This window comes from uncultured Phascolarctobacterium sp. (assembly GCF_958349595.1).
Classification (GTDB): Bacteria; Bacillota; Negativicutes; order Acidaminococcales; family Acidaminococcaceae; genus Phascolarctobacterium.
The window spans coordinates 68,294-90,200 of the sequence record NZ_CATWDQ010000006.1; the positions used below are offsets into that span (position 1 = coordinate 68,294).

A 21,907-nucleotide genomic window follows, 5' to 3' on the forward strand; every position below is an offset into this window, starting at 1 on the left:
TATGATATAATCAAGTTAATAATAGTTGATTTGGAGATGAGTTTATGTCCTTGTTGGATGAGAGAGGTACAGGGGCTATAAGCTGGCAGCGTAATTTGGCCATATTGTGGTGTGGCGTGTTTTTTGCCTGTGCCAGTTACACGATGGTAGTTCCGTTTTTGCCTGTTTATTTATTGCAGGAACTGCATGTTGAAAGCAGCGAAGTAAATTTTTGGAGCGGTCTGGTTTATTCAGTGACCTTTTTAGGCGCGTCGATCATGGCTCCATATTGGGGAGCAAGGGCCGACAGGGTCGGGCAGCGCCGGATGGCGATACGTGCCGGTTTTGGTCTGGCCTTTACCTACTGGCTGGCAGGGATTTCACAATCGCCGGAACAGCTTTTAGGCGTGCGTATTTTGACCGGATTGATCAGCGGGTTTGTGCCTGCGTCAATGTCGCTGGTGTCTTCAACACTGCCTGAAAGCCGTATGGGCTGGGGTATGGGATTGATGCAGACTGCCGTTGCCAGCGGCAGTATTTTAGGGCCGATGATGGGCGGTTATTTCAGTTCCTGGTTTGGAATGAGGCTGTCCTTTTTTGTGGCCAGTTGTTGTTTGGCTTTAGCAACGATAATGGTTGTATTTTTTGTGCGTGATGTTCAGCATGCGCCGGAAGAAGGCAAGGAAAAGATTAATCTGTGGCAGGATCTGCAGGAATCACTGCATAATAAAGGCCTGCTGTACGTGATGACGATGTTCTTTTTGATCCAGGTGTGCACGATGATCATCCAGCCTTTGGTAACCATGTATGTGTCACATTTGATGGGCAGGATGGATGAATCTGTCGTCAAAGCGGCAGGCATCATTTTTTCACTGGCTGGTATTGCCGGGATAATTGCTGCTCCGTTTTGGGGCAAACGCGGTCAGCAGCTTGGCTATACGAAAGTATTATGCTTTGTGTTGATGGCTGCAGGATTGATCAATCTCTGCCAGATCTTTGTGCAGGACATCTGGCAGTTTGCCGGAATCCAATTTGTGTACGGCCTCTTCCTGTCCGGCGCTGTACCTAATGTCAATGCCAGGTTGGTAGAAGTCACCGATCCTTCCATGCGCGGCAAAGCTTTTGGGCTTGTAACGTCGGCGCAGCAGTTCGGCGGCGTGATAGGACCGCTGCTGGGCGGCTTTTTAGGCGGCTTTTTGCTGACGCGCTATATTCTGGTGATTACAGGAGTTATTTTGCTGCTGGCAGGCAGTTACACGTATTTGACGAAGGTGAAAAAAACAGCCGAAGCGTGACGGAGGGTTTAAAAACTTACATTATGAAACTTTGGTGAATTCCCGGTTTAAAACTCTTGACTAAAAATTAGTTTGAGTGAATAATTAAGGTAGTAACGGAGCTTAATTACTCCATGAAAGTGAGTGAGATTAGATGTTAAAAGAATTTGAAGGGCAGATGCCCAAAATCGACAAAAAAGCCCATGCTTTTGAAAGTGCCGATCTGATTGGCAAAGTAGAAATGAAAGAATACAGCAGTGCCTGGTTCAATGTTACGATCCGCGGCGACGTCAACCGGATCGAGGTAGGGCGTTACAGTAATATCCAGGACAACAGCTGTCTGCATGTGGCTGATGATTATGCCTGCATCGTCGGTGACTTTGTTACAGTTGGTCACGGAGCTATCCTGCATGCCTGCACGGTTGAAGATCATTGCCTGATAGGGATGCATGCTACTGTACTTGACGGCAGCGTTATCGGACATGGTTCTATCGTAGCTGCGGGAGCTGTAGTAACAAAAGGAACGAAAGTTCCGCCTTTTTCACTGGTGGCTGGTATTCCTGCCAAGATAATCAAAACTCTGGACGAAAGCAATCTGGAAAATATCCATGCCCAGGCTGTAAAATATAAAGATTTGTGGAGCAAGCGTCATAATATTATGCCTGATATAGACGGTGAGACTTACCATGGTGAAAAAATCGTATAAAATGTGAACATGAGGGAGCTGCTTGTAAGCAGCTCCTTTTTAATTCCCCGTCAGCAGGAATAAACATTTATAGCGGCGAATATATATGCTAGTCAGTATACGTGAGAGGAGTTGCCCTATGAAAGAAATGATAAAAAAATATTTAGCAGAGCAGTATGAAGCTTATGTGAAAGATTTGGAGACATTGACTAATATTGATTCAGGTAACGGAGATTTGCAGGGAACAGAAGCCGCTAATAAATTTGTGGCAGCAAAAATGCAGGAGCTTGGCGCGACGACTGAATTTCGCTATAATGACAGAGCGTGTCATTTGATTTCCCGACTGCAGGGAACCGGTAAATTGAGTATTTTGCTCGTAGCTCATGTTGACACGGTATTCAATCGCGGCGAAGCTGATAAACGTCCCTTTAGAGTTGATGAAAATGGCTTTGCCTGGGGCCCTGGTGTTGGTGATGACAAAGCTACGGTAGTGGAAGTTATTTATGGTTTGAAAGCTTTGCTGCAAGCAGGGTTTACTGATTTTAAGGAAATCATTTACTATACGAACGGCGAAGAGGAAGGCGGTTCACTTACGGCAGAAGGAATTGTGGCCGAGCTGTCGCAGCAGGCTGATTTTGCTGTGATCATGGATGTGGCGCGTCCAGACTGGGGAATTGTCACCCAACGCAAGGGCAATGCCAAATATAAGGTCCAGGTTACCGGTATCGGCGGACATCATGGCAATGCTTCGCAGCATTGTGCCAATGCTATTCATCAGCTGGCGTATACCATTACTGAACTGCACAAACTGGCCAGCCCTATGCCTGGAGATCCGGCTGATTTTACGGCTAAAGCTTTAGCTGAGCGTGGTATTGTCGATTCAGGCCAGTTTATACCGCAGAACACTGTTAATGTCGGCGTCATTGGTTCAACTAATGATAAGATCAGTGTCATACCAGGAGATGCTTATTGCGAAGTTAATGTTCGTTGTTTTTCTGTAGCTGAGCAGGAACGGTTAGACAGAGAAATCAAAGCTTTAGCAGATAAAATAGTTGTTGCCGGGACAAAAGTTGAAATTACAGGCGGTATTGTGACAGGTCCGATGGAAAAAACGCCGCAGGTACAGAAAATGGTCGATGTTTACAGCAAGATAGTCAGTGAAGAATTTGGCGGTAAGGTTACTGAATGGGTGGCCGGAGGCTTGACTGACGGTAACAGAACTGCAAAATATATTCCGACCTTAGATGCTTTGGGAGTCGAAAACTATGATGAGCATACGGACCATGAATCTGTTGATTTAAAAACTGCTGTTCCCAGAACTACGGCTTTTGCTTTGACACTGGCAGAATTAACAAAAATATTTTAATTTTTTTTTGCAGGCAGTCGCAGACTGCCTGCAATTATGTTAAACTAATAAAGATATAAGAAATCTGCGAGATAAGGGATGAAAGCATGGGAAAAAAAGACAATAAATATTCTAAAGCCACAGCATCATTGAGTGAAGGTGGGATTTTTGGCTTAGGACGTCCGATAGATTTTACTGACGGAATTACAAGGATCGCACTTATTTGTACTATCTTAACAGCTGTAGCGGCAACTTTTTGGAAAACTATGGGCGGCGCTGATACAGAAACTGCCATGTATTTCGGACTAAATACAGCGGCTGCATTTTTCTTTTCCTGGCTGATAGCGCAGGAGCTTGATCCAGACCGTAAGCTGGGTGGTATTATCGGCGGAGGTCTTAGTATCATAGCAGCTTTTACCTTGGGCGAAGGCAATGTTCTTGTGCTTTTATGGCTGCTGTTTATCCTGAGGATGTTAAACCGTACTTCCGGTTCAAGGCATAAGATCGGTGATAATGTACTTTTGATTTTTATCGCCTATTGGCTTGGTAGAGATGGCTATTGGCTTTATCCGGTGCTTACCGGTACGGCTTATATTATCGAAAGTCAGATCAAAGGCGGATATTACAGAAGTCTCTATTTAGGCGGCTTGGCTTTTGCGGTTACGGCAATGGCGGATACTTCCATGAAAGCCCACAGCCTTTCCATGATTTATGTTTATCTGATGGCGCTTTGTTTTATTTTGTTCTTGCCGGAAATAAGAATGGCGGCTTTGACGGAAGCCAAAGGCGATATAGATGGCAAACGTATCAGTACGCAGCGGTTGCAGGTTGCTCAGGGCGCTTTTTTAATGATTGGTTTTTCGCTGCCGTGGGTGCACGGCGAGACTCAGGCGGCAGCCCTGACTCCGGCCTGGATGGCAGGGATTGGTGTAGGGGTTTATTTACTGGTTGATGCTATTCAAAAAGCTATATTTGAAAAAAATAAACAATAAATTTCAGGAGGTTTTTAGCATGAGTGAAAACAGAAAAATCAGATTTACAACTAATAAGGGAGTATTTACTGTAGAAATGTTTGAAGATAAGGCTCCTAAAACAACTGAGAATTTTATCAAACTGACAGAAAAAGGTTTTTATAACGGGATCGTTTTTCACCGTGTTATTGACAGCTTTATGATTCAGGGCGGTGATCCTACCGGTACTGGTATGGGTGGGCCTGGATATAAAATTGACGACGAATTCGGTGAAGGGCTGAAGCATGATGACGAGGGTATTCTTTCAATGGCCAACGCCGGCCCGAATACTGGGGGCAGCCAGTTTTTTATTACCTTAGCACCTACCCCGTGGCTTAACGGACACCATGCTATTTTTGGCAAGGTCGTTGATGGGATGGATGTTGTGCGGTTGATAGGCGTAGTTCCTACTGATTTCCGTGACCGTCCTAAAGAGAATGTAATTATGGAAAAGGTAGAGGTTATAAAATAATTTGCCTGCGTATGTGTATATCCTGCGCTGCAGGGATGCCTCACTTTATACGGGCTGGACAAATAACCTGGAAAAACGTCTTGAAGCACATAACAGCGGCAAAGGGGCGAAATATACCCGTGGACGCGGTCCCGTAACTTTAGTCTATAGTGAAACGCTGGCAACCAGAGAAGAAGCACTGCATCGCGAATGTGAGATCAAAAAGATGACCAAAACTGCTAAATTAGCCTTAATTGAGCAAAATATAAATGAATATAAGCAAAAATATTAAAAAAATTACAAAAAATAGCAAAAGAGAGTTGCTTTATTGTAAATAATAGGCTATAATGGGCTGGTGAGTGAGATGTTCAAGCTCCTCATTAAAGTAATTTTTAGGAGGCCCAGAAAATGACTGGCAAAGTAAAATGGTTTAACGCAGAAAAAGGTTATGGTTTCATCGAACGCGAAGATGGTGGCGACGTATTCGTTCATTTCTCCGCTATTCAATCCGAAGGCTTCAAAACCCTCGAAGAAGGTCAAGCAGTTGAATTTGACGTAGTTGAAGGCAACCGCGGTGAACAAGCTGCCAACGTTGTTCGTCTGTAATTGATATAGATTAAAAATTTTTTTAATATATAGCAGCATATGAACAGAAAAGCAAGGCGCTACCTATTGGTAGCGCCTTTTTTCTTTTTAGTAAAAGTCTGAGTTTAATTTGAGTTTAATAACAGATTTTAAATTTTAATATCTGGAAGCATTGTTGTGAAGGAAGAAGCTTATTGATATAATAAAATGATAAAGTTGATAGTAAATTTTAAGAGGAAAGGAAGTGTAAAGCATTGGAAAATATACGGCAGGGTCTTAACGAGTCTCAGCTTGAGGCTGTTACTTCTACAGAGGGGTTTATACGTGTTATAGCCGGGGCCGGTTCAGGTAAAACAAGGGCGTTAGCAAGGCGTTTTGCTTATCTTGTCAACGAGGTCGGAATTCTTCCGGGAAATATTCTCTGTGTTACTTTTACTAATAAATCGGCTAATGAAATGCGCCAGCGCATTCATAATCTGACTGGCGATAATGATACAGGTTATATAAGCACTTTCCACAGTTTCTGCGTATCTGTTTTGCAGGAAGACAGCCATGCGTTACAATATCCTAAAAGCTTTCTCGTTTTGGACAATGCTGATATTGACTCTATGCTGAAGCTTATTTACGAAGAGCGTGGGCTGACGCTTAGAAATATGACCTTCAGCAAAGCCCGGGATATGATTGAGATCAGAAAAATATTTAAAGAACCGGAATATTATCTGGATATGCTCAACATGTCGTTGGATACACTACGGCAGAAATACCTGGCGGCAACAGAGCCGTCGGATATGATTTTTTATGGATATTTATATCAGGAGAAAAAATGCTTTGGACTTGATTATAATGATCTGATTAAATTTACTTTATATATTTTTGAACAGAACGAAGCTATTAAAAATAAATGGCAGCAGCGGCTGGAATATATTATGATTGACGAGTTTCAGGATATTGATGAACTGCAGTACAAATTGATGTCCGTACTGTGTGCCTATCATAAAAATCTGTTCATTGTCGGTGATCCTGACCAGACTATTTATACCTGGCGTGGTGCTAATGTCCGCTATTTACTGGACTTTGATAAAGTATTTCCCGGCGTAAAAACTATAATGATGATGCAGAATTATCGCTCTACGCCGCAGATCGTTACTGTTGTTAATGACCTGATCGATAAAAATAAATTCCGAATCAAAAAAGAACTTATTGCAACGCTTGCGGACGGCAAACAGGTGGTCTGTCATCATGCAGCTACTTCTGAAGCAGAAGCATTATGGCTGGTAGAGCAGATTCAGGCGCTGCACAGCCAGGGAATCTCTTACAGGGATATCGCTGTTTTATATCGAGCTCACTATGTTACCAGGTGTGTGGAAGAGGTTTTTTTACGTGAAAAAATACCATATACTATCTACAGCGGCGTACAGTTCTTTAACAGAATGGAAATAAAAGACGCGCTGGCCTATTTGCGTTTGCTTGCATATAAAGATGATCTGGCGTTTATGCGGGTGGCAAATGTACCGAAACGTAATATTGGGGAAAGACGCATAAAATTTTTACGGGAATATGCCGCTGAATACCAATGTTCTTTGTATGAGGCTTTAGTAATAAATCTGGAGAATGATATTTTTAAAGGGACCAAAGCAGCACAGTTTGTTGCTTTGATTGAAAGATTTGCCGCTGATTACGCCGAAAGGCAAATTTCAGAATTGCTGTCGGCAGTTTTGAATGAAAGTGGCTATGAAAAAATGCTGCGGACAGAAGGCAGCCAGGAACGGTTAGATAATCTGGCGGAACTTAAACAGTCGGTTTATGAATATGAAACTTCTTGCGGCGAGGAAAGTACGTTGGAACACTACTTGTCACATGTGGCTTTGTTTACTAATAACGATACAGCTGACAACAGTGATAAAGTAAAGTTAATGACGGTACATTCTGCTAAAGGGCTGGAGTTTCCCTATGTATTTTTATGTGCTATGAATGAAGGCGTTTTTCCGTCTAAAAAAACAGATACTAGACAGCGGATGGAGGAAGAGCGCAGGCTTGCGTTTGTAGCCATGACCCGTGCGCAGAAAGGTCTGTTCCTTTCAGAAGCTGATGGTAGGAATTTTGATGGTTCGCCGCGTTATCCTTCACGTTTTTTGCTGGATATTGACCCGTCGTTGCTTAGTTATACGCAGCCACCACAGGAAGGCTTGATAAGAGAAGCCAAAGATTATCTTGTCATCAGTGAACGTTATCTTGCAGATGAAGAAAATCAGTCATTATTAGCTGTAGGTCAACGCGTCAGACATAGTATTTTCGGAGGCGGTGTTGTTATTGAAGTTGATTTGATTAAAGCTGCTTATCTTGTTAAGTTTGATAATATTGACACGCCGCGCAGTATTTCGTTTAGAGCAAAATTGGAAAAGTGCTGAAGTATTCGGCAAAGCTCTGGTAAAGTTAACGAAAGATGTTATACTAAACGTATTTCTGTTAAGAAATGCGTTTTTCTTTTTGTGTTTTCCACTGCATTCATTTATAATTATTATAATGGCAATGCCTAATTTTAAGAAGTGGAGGTGCAGTATGCGCTCAATGACCAAAATTATAATTTATGTTCTGCTGGCGTTTTTAATCTTTGTGCCTGGCAGCAGCGGCTGGGCGCATGAGTATACGCCTGCTGAAAAGAAAATGATCGACGCGGCGTATAGAGATGCACATTGGACCACTGTTGCAGCAGGGGCCTGTATAGGCGCATATTCACCGGAAGATGCGCCGGAGTTTGGCTATCTGCGTGATTATGGCTGGAAAATAGTACCGCATAAGGTGAAAAAAGGAAAATTAGAGGCCAATTTTATTGTGGCTAAAAATAAAACCAGACGTGGCAGAGATGTTTATATAGTTGCTTTTCGCGGCAGTGCCAGTAAAAGTGATTGGACCGTTAATTTGAATACAGATAAAGTCCCTTATGGCGGAAGTGATCTTGCGGGATTTATCGAATATGCTGAAGGCCCTGAAAAGGATAAAACCGTGCCGATGGTGCATAAAGGGTTTAATGATTATGTGAATACTGTTCTGGAAACAATGGTCGACACCAATGACGATGGCATTGATGAAGTTTTGTTTAATGAGATTCTGGCAAATACAGATACTCGCGTATTACTTACTGGGCACAGTTTGGGCGGAGCCGTGGCTACTTTACTGGCGGAGCGCCTGGTAAGTATGGGTGTTGATAAAAACCGTGTACCGGTGATAACTTTTGGCGCGCCTGCGATAGGAAACGCCGCTTTTGCCGAAGCCTACGGTGATAGCGTTGACCTGCGCAGAATCACTAATAATGCTGATCCTGTTCCAGGGAGCCTGCAAACATTTTTTGGCGGCTATAAACAGTTTGGCAAACATCATAAATACAATCTTTCCCGGAAGCTGAGTGACTTTCAGCATGATATGGGAATGTATTTTGATTACAGTATGCGAGAATATTATGCGGCCTTAGATAAAGCTGAAGCTGCCGGCGTACGTGAGAAGCTGCCGCTGCAGAAACTGGAAGGATCTGACCCGCTGGTGGCAGTCTGGATCGGCAGTAGCCGCGAGGCTGACAAAAGGGATTATGTTCCGGATATCAAAAGATTTGTTATGAATGAATATCAGATGATGCTACCGCGGTATGTGATCGTGGATACCGAAACGAAGCTGTATGATGACAGTGTTTATGCAATGGAAAAATTTTATCAGAAAGCACGGGAGCTGGGTGCGGATTATATTTTAATAGTCGAAATCGATGGAAGGGTACTTAATGACCGCGAAAAGTGGTATATTAATATGAATCAAAGTGTCTTTACTGTTGATGGTGGGCTGGTAACGATGAACAGCTTTGCGCGTTTTGTTTCGCCGGTTTCCGGTAATATTCAGGCAACGACCTTTGTCTTGGAGCAAAGCCGTGAGGAGCTGAAAAAGCATCTGCCTTTTGTCAAATTGGATCAGCATGCTTCGCCGCGGCGGCTATGATTAAAATTTTATAAATAGGTGTGAGAAAAGTATGAAACAGGAAAAAATGGAAAGTCTGGCACAGGAATTGATGGTTTGCAGAGAATGTCCACTGCGGGAAGCGGCAAAAGCTCCTGTGGGGTGGTTTGGCAATTATGACAGTCCGATTGTTTTTGTAGGTGAAGGCCCCGGCGGCGTGGAGGATGACTACGGCTGTCCGCTTATCGGCCCGTCCGGACAACTGTTGGATAAAGCTCTGTGGGCTGCAAAGATGACACGTGACCGTGTTTTAACGACTAATATCATTAAATGCCGTCCTAAGGGTAACCGCACTCCGAATATTGCTGAGGCTGATTTTTGCGCACAGCGCTGGCTGGATAAGGAACTGGAGATATTGCAGCCTAAGGTAGTGGTTGCTTTAGGCAGTGTCGCACTGCATTACCTGGGAAATCAGGATATGCGTATTACCAGGGACCGCGGAAAATGGTTCAAAACGAAACATGGTTTTGACTGTATAGCGACTTTTCATCCTGCGTATTTACTGCGCATCAGCAATATCAAAGCGCTTAATGCTGCTAAATGGGATGTCTTTCATGATCTGGAGGCGGCCAGAGAAAAAGTTTTGGCGGCAGAACCTGATTATGTGTTGATGTCAGAAGAAAAAACTGATCTTTTTAAATTGTTTCAACGACGCCAATAATGAAAGAGCTGCAGAAAAAAATATGAAAAAAATCCGGGTTAGGTATTGCTAACCTGGATTTTTTGTGCTATACTCAAAATCAAGTTAGACCGGGCTAACCAAACGATGTGATTTCGACCCTTCTTTCTTTGATCACTCATAAACAATAACCGGAGCCTTGCCGGTAGCTGCGTTTGGTTAGCTGAACTAACTTTTGTTAAAGGAGTTATCATGCAGTTTGAATTACATGGCTTTAAAAGTTTTGATGAATTACTGGCTTTCCATTGCGCACCGGCGTTAGCTGGTATCAAACCGGCCAATCTTGTGAGCTGTCCTACGGTATCGATGCCTGTGGTTGCGCCGCTTTTGACGGTTTATACTGAACAATTTGCCGATAGGGGCATTGCTTTTGAAGTTTTGTGCCTTTGTACTGCACGAACTTTGATTTTAGTTTATCAGCCTCGGCAGCTTGAAGCTTTGCTGCAGGAACAGGAAGTCAGTTGTTATTTAAAAGAGCTTGGTTATAAAACAGACTCTGTACGTTCTCTGCTGCGGCAGCTAGGGGGCCGGGTATCCTGCAGTGACGATTTTCCACATGAGATAGGTGTATTTTTAGGCTATCCATTGGCGGATATCAAAGGGTTTATTGAGAATAAAGGACAGAACTGTAAATGCAGCGGTTATTGGAAAGTATATGATGATGTCGAACATGCCAGGTGTTTGTTTGACGCATATAATAAATGCCGGGACAGGTTGTTGAAGGCAGTAGCCGAAGGCGTACCTTTACATCTGGCAGCGGCTTCTTTTTAAGGAGGTTTTATTATGGAAAAGATTCCTGTTATTTATTGGTCTGGTACCGGTAATACTAAACTTATGGCCGAGGCCGTAGCCGAAGGTATTGGTGCTGCCGCGGTACTAAAAAGCGTTGGCGATATGACGGCGGAACAGGCTGCTGGATATTCAGCACTGGCGCTGGGTTGCAGTGCTATGGGCGCTGAAGTTCTGGAAGAATACGAATTTGAGCCTTTCTTTACAGCGTTAGAACCGCTTTTGCAGGGTAAAAAGGTTGTGATTTTCGGTTCTTACGGCTGGGGCGGCAGTTACATGAATGATTGGGAGCAGCGCGTAAAAGCGGCGGGCGCCGAGTTGGCTGCACCGGGACTTTTAGTTTTGGGAGCTCCTGATGAAGCGGCAGTTGCAAGCTGTCGCGAGCTGGGCGCGGCTTTAACTAAAGCATAACTTTACTTCTCCGTCATAACTACGGTAAGAGCAGACTGTGGTTATGTCCTTTAATATTCCATTTCTCCAAATGCAGATAACCGGGTCCCATAAGGGATTCCGGTTATCTGCATTTTATTTTAAATGTACGTTTAATAATCATCATAAACGGATACAAAATTTAGATAATGAAGAGCTTACTTGAAAGCGGGTCGTAAGTAGCTTATAATAAAGACGAAGGTAAGGAGTTGTTTTGATGGAATCTTTGATGAAGATCAACGATCCGATCCTCTTAGCACTGATTGCGACGGGGTTCACCTGGTTTATGACCGCTCTTGGCGCGGCGATGGTATTTTTCTTTAAAGAAATCAACAAACGAGTTTTAAATATGATGCTGGGCTTTGCCGCAGGTATCATGGTGGCAGCGTCCTTTTGGTCGCTTTTAGCTCCGGCCATAGAAATGGCTGAGCAAAGCAGTTTACCAGCCTGGCTTGTTGCTGCGATCGGTTTTTTGGGCGGTGCGGCTTTTTTGTGGCTGGCGGATAGATTGCTGCCGCATGCGCATTTTTTTGCCAAAGATGGAGAAGTGGAAGGTATTCCCACTAATTGGCGTCGTAGTATTTTACTGGTATTTTCAATTACTTTGCATAATATTCCTGAAGGGCTGGCGGTCGGCGTTGCTTTCGGCGCGGCTGCCAATAGTATGAGTGATACGGGCCTGCTGGCTGCGATAGCGGTTGCTTTGGGTATCGGTATCCAGAACTTTCCTGAAGGTGCCGCTGTTTCCATTCCTCTCAGGCGAGAAGGTGTTTCGCGGATGAAAAGCTTTATGTATGGACAGGCTTCTGGGCTGGTAGAACCGATAGCAGGTGTTATTGGTGCGGCTATGGTCACTTCAATGGAAGCTATTTTGCCGTATGCATTGGCTTTTGCCGCCGGCGCGATGTTGTATGTTGTGGTTGAGGAATTGATACCAGAGTCTCAAAGCGGCGGTGAGCATGAAAGCGCCGATCTTTCAACAATTGGTTTTATTATTGGTTTTGCGGTCATGATGATTTTGGATGTAGCTTTAGGGTAAAAGCGGCTGGAGCCGCATTTATAATTAATTAAGTGATAAAATTTTATTAAGGAGTGAGTACGAATGGGCGAAAAGAAATTCTACATCTGTAAACATTGCGGTAATATGATTGGGATGATTCAAAGCAGCGGAGTAAATGTTGTTTGCTGCGGCGATCCCATGACAGAACTGAAACCTAATACAGTGGAGGCGTCACAGGAAAAACATCTGCCAGTAGTTACTATTGAAGGCAATATCGTAAAAGTAAAAGTCGGCAGCGTTGAGCATCCTATGACAGAGGAACACCATATTGCCTGGATTTATCTGGAAACAGAACAAGGCGGACAGCGGAAGAAACTGGCTGTTGGTTCTAAACCTGAAGCTGAATTTGCGCTGGCAGGCGGTGATAAGGTTATAGGTGTTTACGAATACTGTAATCTGCATGGCTTATGGCTGACTAAGGTTGAATAAAAATTTACAGGCTGAACAGGACGGTGCTTACCGTCCTGTTTTTTTATAAAATAAGCAGACGGGATTTTTTCAGAGCAGGACTTTTGAGGAAACTGGTAGAATTAAAGTATATAAGTAATATTAAGGGAGGGACGAGTAATGAGTGAATTCAGTGAAAAATTGGGTATGGAAGTTGGTAATGCATTTAAGAGCGGTTATAATTGCAGTGAAGCTATCGTTGAAGCCTTTCGCAAATATGCAGGCGTCGACATTGACGATAATGCTTTTCGCCTGGCGTCGGGATTTGGCGGCGGTATTGGTCACGCCCGTAATATTTGCGGCGCGTTAGTTGGCTGCACAATGGTTATCAGTACCTTGATCGGACGCAATACTCCTGAGGAAAAACCGTTGAAGGAAATTTATCCTGTTACAAAAGAGTTCCACGATCGGTTTGAAAAGGAATTTGGCTCAACGATGTGTAAGGATTTGATGCCTTATGAATTCAATACTCGTGACCATCTGAAAAACTGTTTGAAGCTTACGAACCGTATCGGTAAGTTTTTAGCGGAATTTTTAGAAGAAAAAGGTTTGCTTGCAGGTCAGTAAAAGCTTTAGCTCAGTGCCGATTGGAGGTGCTGAGCTATTTTATTGAATAAAATAGCAGGAAAACGCAGTCTGGGTGTATAATATAAACATATTATGTTTTTAAATAAGCAGTAGGTGCAGGCTGAGTTCGTAAGGAGGAAAAGCTGATGATTGTCGGAATCGGTTGTGATTTGACTGAAATACAGAGAATAAAAAAAGCTTTGACAATAGAAAGATTTGCGGCAAGAGTTTTTTCTGTTTCAGAACAAGAATATTGCGAAGCTCGCGGAATGCAGAAATTTGCAAGCTATGCTGCGAGATTTGCGGCTAAAGAAGCTTTGCTGAAAGCTTTGGGAACAGGGCTGAGAGGCGGCCGGCTTATTGATATTGAAGTTTATAATGATTGTATGGGAAAGCCAGGCATACGTTTGAGCGGTTATTTTGCTGCTCTGGCAGAGGAACGCGGCGTCAGAGAAATATATCTTTCGTTGAGCCATACTAAAGATATTGCTATGGCTCAGGTTGTATTGGAGGGATAACGATGAAACTGGTTTTTGCAAAAGAAATGCAAACTTTGGATCAGCAGTCTGCAGAGCAGATCGGTTTGCCGACAATGGTGCTGATGGAGAATGCAGGTAAAGCTGTGGCAGAAACGGCTGCAGATTTTTTAGAAGATTGTTTTGGTAAAAATATCGTTATTTTTACAGGTAAGGGCAATAATGGAGGCGATGGACTGGTTGCTGCACGCTGGCTGGTCAGTCAGGGCGCACGTGTCAAAGTGTTTCTGGTATCGCCATGGCAGGATCTGACCGGAGATGCTGCGGCGCAGCTGCGTATCTGCCGGAAGTGCGGTATTGAATTATTTGCGCTAAAAGATGACAGAGGCAGCTGGGATGTGGCGGAAGTAAGCTGCCATAAGGCTGATTTGGTGATCGATGCTGTTTTAGGTACAGGATTTAATGGCGTTTTGCAGGGGTTCCAGCAACGGGTCTGCATGCTGATTAACAGTGTTACTGTACCGGTGGTGTCTGTTGACGTGCCAAGCGGCGTCTGTGCTGATACAGGCATGGCCGATAAAAATGCAGTCCAGGCAGATATTACAGTTACTATGGCGCTGGCGAAGCCGGGCCTGTTTTTATATCCGGCGGCTGAATTGACTGGCGAGGTAGTTGTTGCCGATATCGGTATACCGGAAATACTTTTGGAACAGATGGACAGTAAGAAGTTTTTGCTGACGGAAAATATTGCTGCTGACTTGCTGCCGCAGAGGAATGGAAACTGTCATAAGGGTGAAGCAGGACGGGTGGTAATTACGGCCGGATCACCGGGATTTACTGGTGCGGCTGCTTTATGTGCGGAAGCTGCTGTTAAAGCTGGTGCAGGTTTGGTGAATCTGCTGACTCCGCTTTGTAGCCGTGAAGTTCTGGCTGTAAAATTGACAGAAGTTATGGTGGAAGGTTTGATAGAACGGATGCCAGGAGCGTTAGGTGGCGGCGCTGCGGGAGCTGTGCTGGATAAAGCCGGTCGGGCGGATGCCTTGGCTATAGGGCCGGGTCTTGGTACATCAGGAAGTACGATAGAGGTCATTCGGGAGATCCTGCAGGCGGTGGAAGTGCCTGTGGTTATTGATGCCGATGCCTTGACTGCGCTGCAGGGACATACAGGCATTTTGAATACTATGAGAGCGCCGAAAGTTTTAACGCCGCATCCTGGAGAATTGGGCAGATTGTTAGATATGGAACCGGCAGAAGTTGATGCAAGACGACTGGAACTGGCTGGTAAATATGCTGTCGAGTGGGATGCCGTTCTTGTATTGAAAGGTGCCCCGACTGTTATAGGCTGTCCCGACGGCAGCGTTTATATCAATACGACTGGTAACAGTGCCATGGCTACTGGTGGCAGTGGCGATGTGCTGACGGGTATCATTGCCGGTTTGACGGCGCAGGGAATTTCTCTGCAGGAAGCAGCTTTAGCCGGTGTTTATCTGCATGGTCTGGCTGGCGATCTGGCCAGCGGCGGGACTATTGGTCTGGCAGCTGGTGAAATCAGCGGATATTTGCCGCAGGCCCGCAGGATTGTTGAGCAGGGTGAATAAAAGATTTCACCGAAAGTTTGCAGATAAAAGGTGGGGTTTGTTTACAATACTTGTGCGGAAATGATAAAATTAAGTATTGGAGATGACAGAAAGGGAGATGCCGTTTGCAGAAGAAATTAGTTTTTGTTTTTGCACTTTTAAGCTGTTTGCTGTTTAGTTTAACGGCTTTTGCCTCGGAAATAACAGATGTCCGTTGGGGTGTTGATAAAACCAATGTGCTGAGATTCGTTGTAGATTGTGATAAGCCGACTGGTTATAAAATAACCTTTGACGGCAATACGATGCTGGTCACGATGGAGGCTTCTTTGAGTGGTAAAGTCGGTCGGCTGCATAAGATAAAAAGCGATATTGCCAATGAGATGCGCCTGGAGACAACGGACGGAAAAACTGTGCTGAAGGTGCCGCTGCAAAAGGCGATCGGCGGTAAAGATTATAAAGGGTTTACTTTAAAAAAAGACCCTGTTACCAAAAGGCCTGACAGAATAGTTATTGATGTTTTAGCTAATAAACGTCAGGCATCTGAGCCTGCAAAAACGACTCCCGCAGGCGGTAATAAAACTACCGCGAATAAGACAACCACACCGGTTGTGAGTAAAAGTGCCTATCGTACCAGCGGCGGTCTGAAAGACAAACGCATTACGCTGGACGCAGGTCACGGCGGCAGCGATCCCGGTGCTGTTGGGGCTAAAGGAACGAAAGAAAAAGACATTACTTTAAAAATAACTCAGAAGGTCGAAGAACTGCTGAAGAAAAAAGGCGCTAAAGTGACGATGACACGTGTTAAAGACGTTGATGTCTATGGCGTAAACGCTACGGACGCGCAGGAACTGCAGGCTCGTGTTGATGTTGCTGAACGCAGTGCGGCTGATCTTTTTATCAGTCTGCATATCAATGCCTCAGTCAATAAAAACGTAGGCGGGTTCTCGTCCTATTATTATCCTAAAACAAGTCATGATGCCCGGATAGCAACAGCTATCCAAAAACGGATGACCAGTGGTTTTGGTCTGGATGATCTGGGTATCCGTCAGGCGAACTTCTACGTCAATAAACGCAGCAGCATGCCTTCGGCATTGATCGAGATGGCGTTTATAACTAATGCCAAAGAAGAAAAATTGCTGAACAGCAATTGGTTCCAAAGTAAATTAGCTAAGGCGATTGCTGATGGTATTGAGGATTATTTTAAATGATGTGGGAGGCCAATATGTTAAAGAAACTTGCAGTACTCTGCACTTTACTGCTTTGCCTGTTGGTTGTAGGCTGTAGTGAGGATCAAACCGCTACGGTTAACCCGCAGCCTGAAACTAAACAAACGCAAAGCGATAAGGATAAAGAAATCACCGTAACTGTTTATCGTGCGCCCGCAAACGGCGAAGAATATCTGCTGCCGGAGAAAGTGACTCGTAAAATGGGAACAATGACTGCTCCTGAGGTTGCCTTAGATGTTTTAGTGAACAGCAGTCCGCAGGATACTGAGAAAATGGTCAGTCTGTTTCCGAAAGGCACTAAAATCAGGACCATGAAACTGGAAAATGGCATTGCTTATGTTGATTTTTCCAAGGAAATCACCAATGTACCGCAGGGGTCGTATACTGAACTTATGCTGACTACTGCTATTGTGAATACGCTGACGGAGTTTCCGGAAATAAAGAAAGTACAGATTTTGATTGAAGGTAAAAAAATTGCTTCCTTAAAAGGACATACTGATATTTTAGATCCTTTGGAGCGTAATATTACTTTATTAAAAAAATAAAAGGGAGCAGTATCGGCAAAAGTCGGTACTGCTTTTTTGAAATGGGAGTGTATTTGATGGAGTATTTTTGTGGCAATGTTGAAACTATGGAAGCTTTGGGAAAACTTTTGGGCAAGCTGGCTAAAAGTGGAGATGTATTTTGTTTGAACGGCGATCTGGGGGCCGGCAAAACTTTGTTATGCCGTGAAATTGCCGTAGCGCAGGGTGTTGATGCCAGTGAAGTGAGCAGCCCTACGTTTTCGATCATGAATGTGTATCATGGCCGCAATATGGAAATCAGGCATCTTGACCTTTACAGGATAAATACGGTAGCGGAGCTGGAAAATATCGGTTACGATGAATACGTCGGCGGCGATGGCCTGACTCTTATTGAATGGGCGGATTTGTTTTTGGAAGAGATGCCTGAGGAAAGCCTTGACATTTATATCCAAATTGTTCCGGGAGGACGCCTGGTAGAATTTATGCCCAATGGTGACCGTTATATGGAATTATGTGAGGAAGTGAGAAAAAGTGCTGACTTTAGCTATTGATACGGCAACCAGAGTTTGTGCCGTGGGCTTATGCCGTGATGGCCGGATTTTGGCTGAATACAGGATCGATATGGGCATGACCCATTCCGAAGGGCTGATGCCTCAGCTTGAGCAGCTTTTGACACGTACTAAGATCAGCAAAAATGAAATCGACCTTTTAGCTGTAAGTATGGGACCTGGTTCTTTTACCGGCCTGCGAATTGGTCTGGCATCGGCAGAAGCGATGGCTTATAGCTGGCATAAACCTGTCTGCGGCGTAAATACTCTGAAAGCGCTGGCCTATAATCTGCCAATAGACGGTTACGTGTTATCTCCGGTTTTAGATGCCCAAAAAGGTAATTTTTATCAGGCTGTGTATGAGTGGCAGCAGGGAAAGCTTATAGAACATCAGGCAATAAAAGTAGTGAACCAGGAGCAGCTTTTAGAGAACATAGCTGTTTTAGGCACGCCGGCTTTATTATTGGGGGAATGTCAGAAAATTGCAGCAGCTGATTTACCGGCATGGTGCCGTAAAGCGCCGGCACATTTATGTCTGCCACAGGCTGCGTCAGTGGCTCTTTTAGCAGAAGCAGAATATGATCCTGATAATAACAATGATATTTTTGGCTTGGAGCCTTACTATATTAGAAGATCAGAGGCTGAAGAATTATGGGAAAAACGCCAGCAGGGATAAGAATAAGAGCTTTGACAGCAGCCGATCTGACAGCGGTGAGCAGCATCGACGAACGGTCTTTTTTTGATGTCTGGAGCCCAAGTATGTGGCTGGATGAACTGAATAACAGCTTAACTACATACCTTGTCCTGGAAGATAACGGGCGTATACTTGGTTATGCCGGTTTCTGGCTGGTGGCAGGGGAAGCGCAGATCACCAGGGTTGCGGTTGCTGCGGAAGAGCGTGAACGCGGCTTAGGTACGCGTTTGACTGCCGCGCTGATCAATAAAGCCTGGGAACTTGGCGCTGTGGCAGTGACTCTGGAGGTGCGTGAGAGCAATGTTGCTGCGCAGAAGGTTTATTTGACCTGCGGCTTTGCCAGCGAAGGGATCAGGCCTAATTATTATGAAGATAATCATGAAAATGCGATAATCATGTGGTTATACAAGGAGGGGAAGCCGGATGTCTAAAAATGTATATATTTTGGGCATTGAAAGCAGTTGTGATGAAACTGCGGCTGCTGTAGTTAAAAATGGACGTGAAGTGCTTTCCAATATCATTGCTTCGCAGGTAGTTATTCATCGAAAGTTTGGCGGCGTCGTACCGGAGATTGCGTCGCGCAAACATATTGAAAATATTTTGCCTGTCATTGATGAAGCGCTGCGCCAGGCCGGCGTGAGTATGGCAGAAATAGATGCTGTAGCAGTAACTTACGGCCCTGGTCTTGTAGGGGCGCTTCTGGTCGGGTTATCGGCAGCAAAGGCGCTGGCCTGGGCTAATGATAAACCTTTGATAGGAGTTAATCATTTGGAGGGCCATGTTTTTGCCAATTTTTTGAATGATAAAGACCTGGAACCACCATTTATGGCTTTAGTAGTGAGCGGCGGTCATACAGCATTATTAAAGGTAGTGGATTACAATAACTTTGAATTGCTGGGACAAACTCGTGATGACGCTGCTGGTGAGGCTTTTGATAAAATTGCCCGTGTGATGGGGCTGCAATATCCCGGAGGTCCGGAAATCGAAAAACTGGCAGCGGAAGGTAATCCACGGGCAATCGATTTTCCGAGAGCGTTATTGAAAGAAGAGTATCAGTTCAGTTTCAGCGGATTGAAATCAGCTGTGATCAATTATCTGCACAATGAGCAGCAGGCCGGACGTGAGGTCGATAAAGCCGATGTAGCGGCTTCTTTTCAGGAGGCGATCATAGACGTTCTGGTACAGAAAAGCGTACATGCGTTGCAGAAAACCGGTTTGAAAAAAATAGTGCTGGCCGGAGGCGTTTCGGCTAATAAGCATTTGCAGACAGCGCTGGCTGAGGCAGCAGGCAGGATTGGAGCATGTTTAGTGCATCCTACTCCGATTTTATGCACTGATAATGCGGTAATGATAGCTTGCCGAGGTTATTTTATGTATCAGAATGGTGAGCGGAGTCCTCTGGATTTAAACGCTGTTCCATCGTTGAAACTGGGGTAAACAGTGTCTACAAAAGCAAGAAATCCTGTGGATTTTGTGGATAAAACGGTAAAATATAGTTAAAAAAACGTTTCTGTTGTGCATAAGTTTGTGGATAATGTGGAAAAAAGCTGTGGATTTATGGGGATAAACAGAATAAACGTAAACAGGAGCAATGGGTATGGTAAAAAATTTGACTGTAGAACAAAAGAATATCCTGTCCTCAATGAAGGTCGGTGCTGCTTTTGCTGCAGATGTTGCTCATGCGTGCATAACGATGTATGTTTGGGACGACAACCCGAAATTCCTGTATATTTACCATCAGGCACTGCCCAAAACACAATTTTTAGGTAACTTGCCTGATAAAACAGGGCGCGAACTGCGCGTTAATGAGGAGCCTTTGGTGCAGCGTGCCCTGCAGCGAGGCGTTGCTTTGTCTGGTAAGCGCGAATTATCTTTAGGCCTTTTTGTAGATTTGCGTGTTTATCCTATTTACGACAGTAAAGGCAAATGCTTTGCCGTCATCGCTTTTGACGCTAATGAGCCGGAAGAGCTTTTTATTAAGACGGCATTAGAGTTTTTAAAGAATACCGGCAGGCAGATTTTAAAGAGCAATTATTATGGCAGATTACTTCCAAGTGATGGTTTGATGATCGTTGATAAGGATAAGGTAATTATAGCTGCCAACAGAACAGCTAGACATCTTTTTAAAGTACAGGGCCTGTCGAATTTAGTAGGGCGGCGGACAAACAGCCTGCAAATCAATTGGCCTTTGGTAGGAATGGTGCTGCAGACAGGGGTCGCTGAAGGAAAGGAAATAGATATGCAGGGACTGCTGCTTTCTATGCGGGTGATTCCTGTTACCAACCAACCTGACACAGCAGCAGCCATTGTTATTTTGCAGGATATAACTGAGCTGAAAAAGAAAGATACAGAGCTTTTGATCAAATCGGTAGTTATTCGCGAGATCCATCATCGTGTCAAAAATAACCTGCAGACTATCGCAAGCCTGTTAAGGCTGCAGGCGCGCCGGGCCCAGACTGACGAAACGAAACTGGTGCTGCGCGATTGCATCAACAGGGTAACCAGTATTGCTGTTGTCCATGAATTTCTTTCACAGCAGGACAGTGGTAAAATTGATGTAGCTGTGGTAGCACAGGGAATCTATGAAGCGATCATTACCAGTATGGCTGATCCTAATCTTGCATTGCAGACCAGTTTTCAGGCAGATAATGTTTTGCTGCCTTCTGATAAGGCTACCAGTATTGCTCTGGTACTCAACGAGCTTTTACAAAATTCTCTGGATCACGCTTTTTCAGGGCGCAGCAGCGGCAGACTGGATGTTGAATTTTATAAAATACCCGGCAGTTATTGTTTGAAAATCTGTGATGACGGCAAGGGCCTGCCCAAGGGGTTTGTTTTAGGAGAGCAGACGAGTTTGGGCTTAAAAATTATAAAAACTATGGTAGAGGCCGATCTTCGTGGTACTTTTACAATAGAGTCTCTGAAGCAGGGGACTTGTGCCATAGTTACCATACCGTTGGAGTTGGAGGGGGAAGAATGAGAGAGACTTTGAAGATTGTTTTAGCTGATGATGAAGCATTGATCCGTCTTGATATCAAAGAAATGCTGGCAGAAGCGGGACATGAAGTTGTAGGCGAAGCCGATAACGGTGAAGATGCAGTTGCAATGACGAGGACCCTGCAGCCTGATCTTGTAATTATGGACGTGAAAATGCCGCAAATGGATGGGCTCACAGCATCAAAAATAATTACTGACGAGCATTTGGCCCCGGTACTTTTGCTGACGGCCTATAGTCAGCAGGAGATTGTCGCACAGGCCAAAAGTTCAGGCGTATTGGGGTATTTGGTGAAACCTGTTCGTGAAGAACAGCTGTTTCCGGCAATGGAGATAGCTATTTCACGTTTTGAAGAAATCAAAGCACTGGGTGATGAATTGGGAGTCTTAAAAGAAAGCCTGGAAACAAGAAAGCTGTTGGATCGGGCTAAAGGAATCTTGATGTCAGCACATGGTTTTACAGAGCAGGAAGCATATCGAAAAATGCAGCAATACAGCATGAACAGGCGTATTTCCATTAAGGAACTGGCGGAAGCTGTGATCGCAGCGGCGCTGAAAAACAAATAAAA

At 44.4% G+C, this 21,907-nt stretch carries 25 protein-coding genes; all 25 read left to right on the forward strand.

Annotated features, from left to right (window positions below):
* The first annotated feature begins 44 nt into the window (after positions 1 to 44).
* The 25 genes from Q4G98_RS06555 to Q4G98_RS06675 all read left to right on the forward strand — a co-directional run bounded on the left by Q4G98_RS06555 (position 45) and on the right by Q4G98_RS06675 (position 21,905).
* Positions 45 to 1,274, forward strand: a complete 1,230-nt coding sequence (locus tag Q4G98_RS06555) for an MFS transporter (RefSeq protein ID WP_293662885.1) — start codon at positions 45 to 47, stop codon at positions 1,272 to 1,274.
* Between the two features lie 133 nt (positions 1,275 to 1,407).
* Positions 1,408 to 1,959 (forward strand): gamma carbonic anhydrase family protein, encoded by a 552-nt coding sequence (locus Q4G98_RS06560; RefSeq protein WP_177560735.1) that lies wholly within the window; start codon positions 1,408 to 1,410, stop codon positions 1,957 to 1,959.
* Between the two features lie 118 nt (positions 1,960 to 2,077).
* Positions 2,078 to 3,304 (forward strand): M20/M25/M40 family metallo-hydrolase, encoded by a 1,227-nt coding sequence (locus Q4G98_RS06565; protein ID WP_301961895.1) that lies wholly within the window; start codon positions 2,078 to 2,080, stop codon positions 3,302 to 3,304.
* Positions 3,305 to 3,390: 86 nt separating this feature from the next.
* Entirely contained in the window at positions 3,391 to 4,275 is an 885-nt protein-coding gene (locus Q4G98_RS06570) for a hypothetical protein (protein ID WP_177560733.1), read from the forward strand.
* Between the two features lie 19 nt (positions 4,276 to 4,294).
* The gene (locus Q4G98_RS06575) at positions 4,295 to 4,765 is read left to right on the forward strand and encodes a peptidylprolyl isomerase (RefSeq protein ID WP_298565440.1); all 471 of its coding nucleotides are present in this window, start codon (positions 4,295 to 4,297) and stop codon (positions 4,763 to 4,765) included.
* 1 nt (position 4,766) lies between these two features.
* Positions 4,767 to 5,036 carry a GIY-YIG nuclease family protein gene (locus tag Q4G98_RS06580; protein ID WP_177560731.1) on the forward strand — a complete coding sequence of 90 codons (270 nt, stop codon included), beginning with the start codon at positions 4,767 to 4,769 and terminating at the stop codon, positions 5,034 to 5,036.
* Positions 5,037 to 5,152: 116 nt separating this feature from the next.
* Positions 5,153 to 5,350 (forward strand): cold shock domain-containing protein, encoded by a 198-nt coding sequence (locus Q4G98_RS06585; protein ID WP_177560730.1) that lies wholly within the window; start codon positions 5,153 to 5,155, stop codon positions 5,348 to 5,350.
* Between the two features lie 233 nt (positions 5,351 to 5,583).
* Positions 5,584 to 7,737, forward strand: a complete 2,154-nt coding sequence (locus Q4G98_RS06590) for an ATP-dependent helicase (RefSeq protein WP_177560725.1) — start codon at positions 5,584 to 5,586, stop codon at positions 7,735 to 7,737.
* Positions 7,738 to 7,888: 151 nt separating this feature from the next.
* Positions 7,889 to 9,310 (forward strand): lipase family protein, encoded by a 1,422-nt coding sequence (locus Q4G98_RS06595; RefSeq protein ID WP_298565443.1) that lies wholly within the window; start codon positions 7,889 to 7,891, stop codon positions 9,308 to 9,310.
* A 31-nt stretch (positions 9,311 to 9,341) separates the two neighbouring features.
* Complete coding sequence (locus Q4G98_RS06600) at positions 9,342 to 9,989, forward strand: uracil-DNA glycosylase family protein (protein ID WP_177560723.1); 648 nt, start codon at positions 9,342 to 9,344, stop codon at positions 9,987 to 9,989.
* Positions 9,990 to 10,199: 210 nt separating this feature from the next.
* Complete coding sequence (locus tag Q4G98_RS06605) at positions 10,200 to 10,778, forward strand: DUF3793 family protein (RefSeq protein ID WP_298565445.1); 579 nt, start codon at positions 10,200 to 10,202, stop codon at positions 10,776 to 10,778.
* 12 nt (positions 10,779 to 10,790) lie between these two features.
* Positions 10,791 to 11,207, forward strand: coding sequence for a flavodoxin domain-containing protein (locus Q4G98_RS06610; protein ID WP_177560721.1), 417 nt, complete (start codon positions 10,791 to 10,793; stop codon positions 11,205 to 11,207).
* A gap of 235 nt (positions 11,208 to 11,442) precedes the next feature.
* Positions 11,443 to 12,264 (forward strand): ZIP family metal transporter, encoded by an 822-nt coding sequence (locus Q4G98_RS06615; RefSeq protein WP_293719002.1) that lies wholly within the window; start codon positions 11,443 to 11,445, stop codon positions 12,262 to 12,264.
* 63 nt (positions 12,265 to 12,327) lie between these two features.
* Positions 12,328 to 12,714 (forward strand): desulfoferrodoxin family protein, encoded by a 387-nt coding sequence (locus Q4G98_RS06620; protein ID WP_177560720.1) that lies wholly within the window; start codon positions 12,328 to 12,330, stop codon positions 12,712 to 12,714.
* A 138-nt stretch (positions 12,715 to 12,852) separates the two neighbouring features.
* Positions 12,853 to 13,299 carry a C-GCAxxG-C-C family protein gene (locus tag Q4G98_RS06625; RefSeq protein ID WP_177560719.1) on the forward strand — a complete coding sequence of 149 codons (447 nt, stop codon included), beginning with the start codon at positions 12,853 to 12,855 and terminating at the stop codon, positions 13,297 to 13,299.
* A gap of 146 nt (positions 13,300 to 13,445) precedes the next feature.
* Positions 13,446 to 13,817, forward strand: coding sequence for a holo-ACP synthase (gene acpS, locus Q4G98_RS06630; protein WP_177560718.1), 372 nt, complete (start codon positions 13,446 to 13,448; stop codon positions 13,815 to 13,817).
* Between the two features lie 2 nt (positions 13,818 to 13,819).
* On the forward strand, positions 13,820 to 15,373 hold the full coding sequence (locus Q4G98_RS06635) for an NAD(P)H-hydrate dehydratase (protein WP_298565449.1): 1,554 nt from the start codon (positions 13,820 to 13,822) through the stop codon (positions 15,371 to 15,373).
* Between the two features lie 104 nt (positions 15,374 to 15,477).
* Entirely contained in the window at positions 15,478 to 16,560 is a 1,083-nt protein-coding gene (locus Q4G98_RS06640; RefSeq protein WP_177560716.1) for an N-acetylmuramoyl-L-alanine amidase, read from the forward strand.
* Positions 16,561 to 16,574: 14 nt separating this feature from the next.
* Positions 16,575 to 17,123 (forward strand): GerMN domain-containing protein, encoded by a 549-nt coding sequence (locus Q4G98_RS06645; RefSeq protein WP_177560715.1) that lies wholly within the window; start codon positions 16,575 to 16,577, stop codon positions 17,121 to 17,123.
* A gap of 56 nt (positions 17,124 to 17,179) precedes the next feature.
* On the forward strand, positions 17,180 to 17,653 hold the full coding sequence (gene tsaE, locus Q4G98_RS06650; protein ID WP_177560714.1) for a tRNA (adenosine(37)-N6)-threonylcarbamoyltransferase complex ATPase subunit type 1 TsaE: 474 nt from the start codon (positions 17,180 to 17,182) through the stop codon (positions 17,651 to 17,653).
* A complete protein-coding gene (gene tsaB, locus Q4G98_RS06655; protein WP_177560713.1) occupies positions 17,634 to 18,326 on the forward strand; it encodes a tRNA (adenosine(37)-N6)-threonylcarbamoyltransferase complex dimerization subunit type 1 TsaB in 693 nt (230 codons plus the stop codon). The genes tsaE and tsaB overlap by 20 nt, the downstream gene beginning before the upstream one ends.
* Positions 18,302 to 18,775 (forward strand): ribosomal protein S18-alanine N-acetyltransferase, encoded by a 474-nt coding sequence (gene rimI, locus Q4G98_RS06660; protein WP_177560712.1) that lies wholly within the window; start codon positions 18,302 to 18,304, stop codon positions 18,773 to 18,775. Before tsaB ends, rimI begins: the two co-directional genes overlap by 25 nt.
* On the forward strand, positions 18,768 to 19,781 hold the full coding sequence (gene tsaD, locus Q4G98_RS06665) for a tRNA (adenosine(37)-N6)-threonylcarbamoyltransferase complex transferase subunit TsaD (RefSeq protein ID WP_293662859.1): 1,014 nt from the start codon (positions 18,768 to 18,770) through the stop codon (positions 19,779 to 19,781). The genes rimI and tsaD overlap by 8 nt, the downstream gene beginning before the upstream one ends.
* 160 nt (positions 19,782 to 19,941) lie before the next feature.
* Positions 19,942 to 21,324 carry a PAS domain-containing sensor histidine kinase gene (locus Q4G98_RS06670; RefSeq protein WP_177560710.1) on the forward strand — a complete coding sequence of 461 codons (1,383 nt, stop codon included), beginning with the start codon at positions 19,942 to 19,944 and terminating at the stop codon, positions 21,322 to 21,324.
* Complete coding sequence (locus Q4G98_RS06675) at positions 21,321 to 21,905, forward strand: ANTAR domain-containing response regulator (RefSeq protein WP_177560709.1); 585 nt, start codon at positions 21,321 to 21,323, stop codon at positions 21,903 to 21,905. Before Q4G98_RS06670 ends, Q4G98_RS06675 begins: the two co-directional genes overlap by 4 nt.
* Positions 21,906 to 21,907 lie beyond the last annotated feature (2 nt).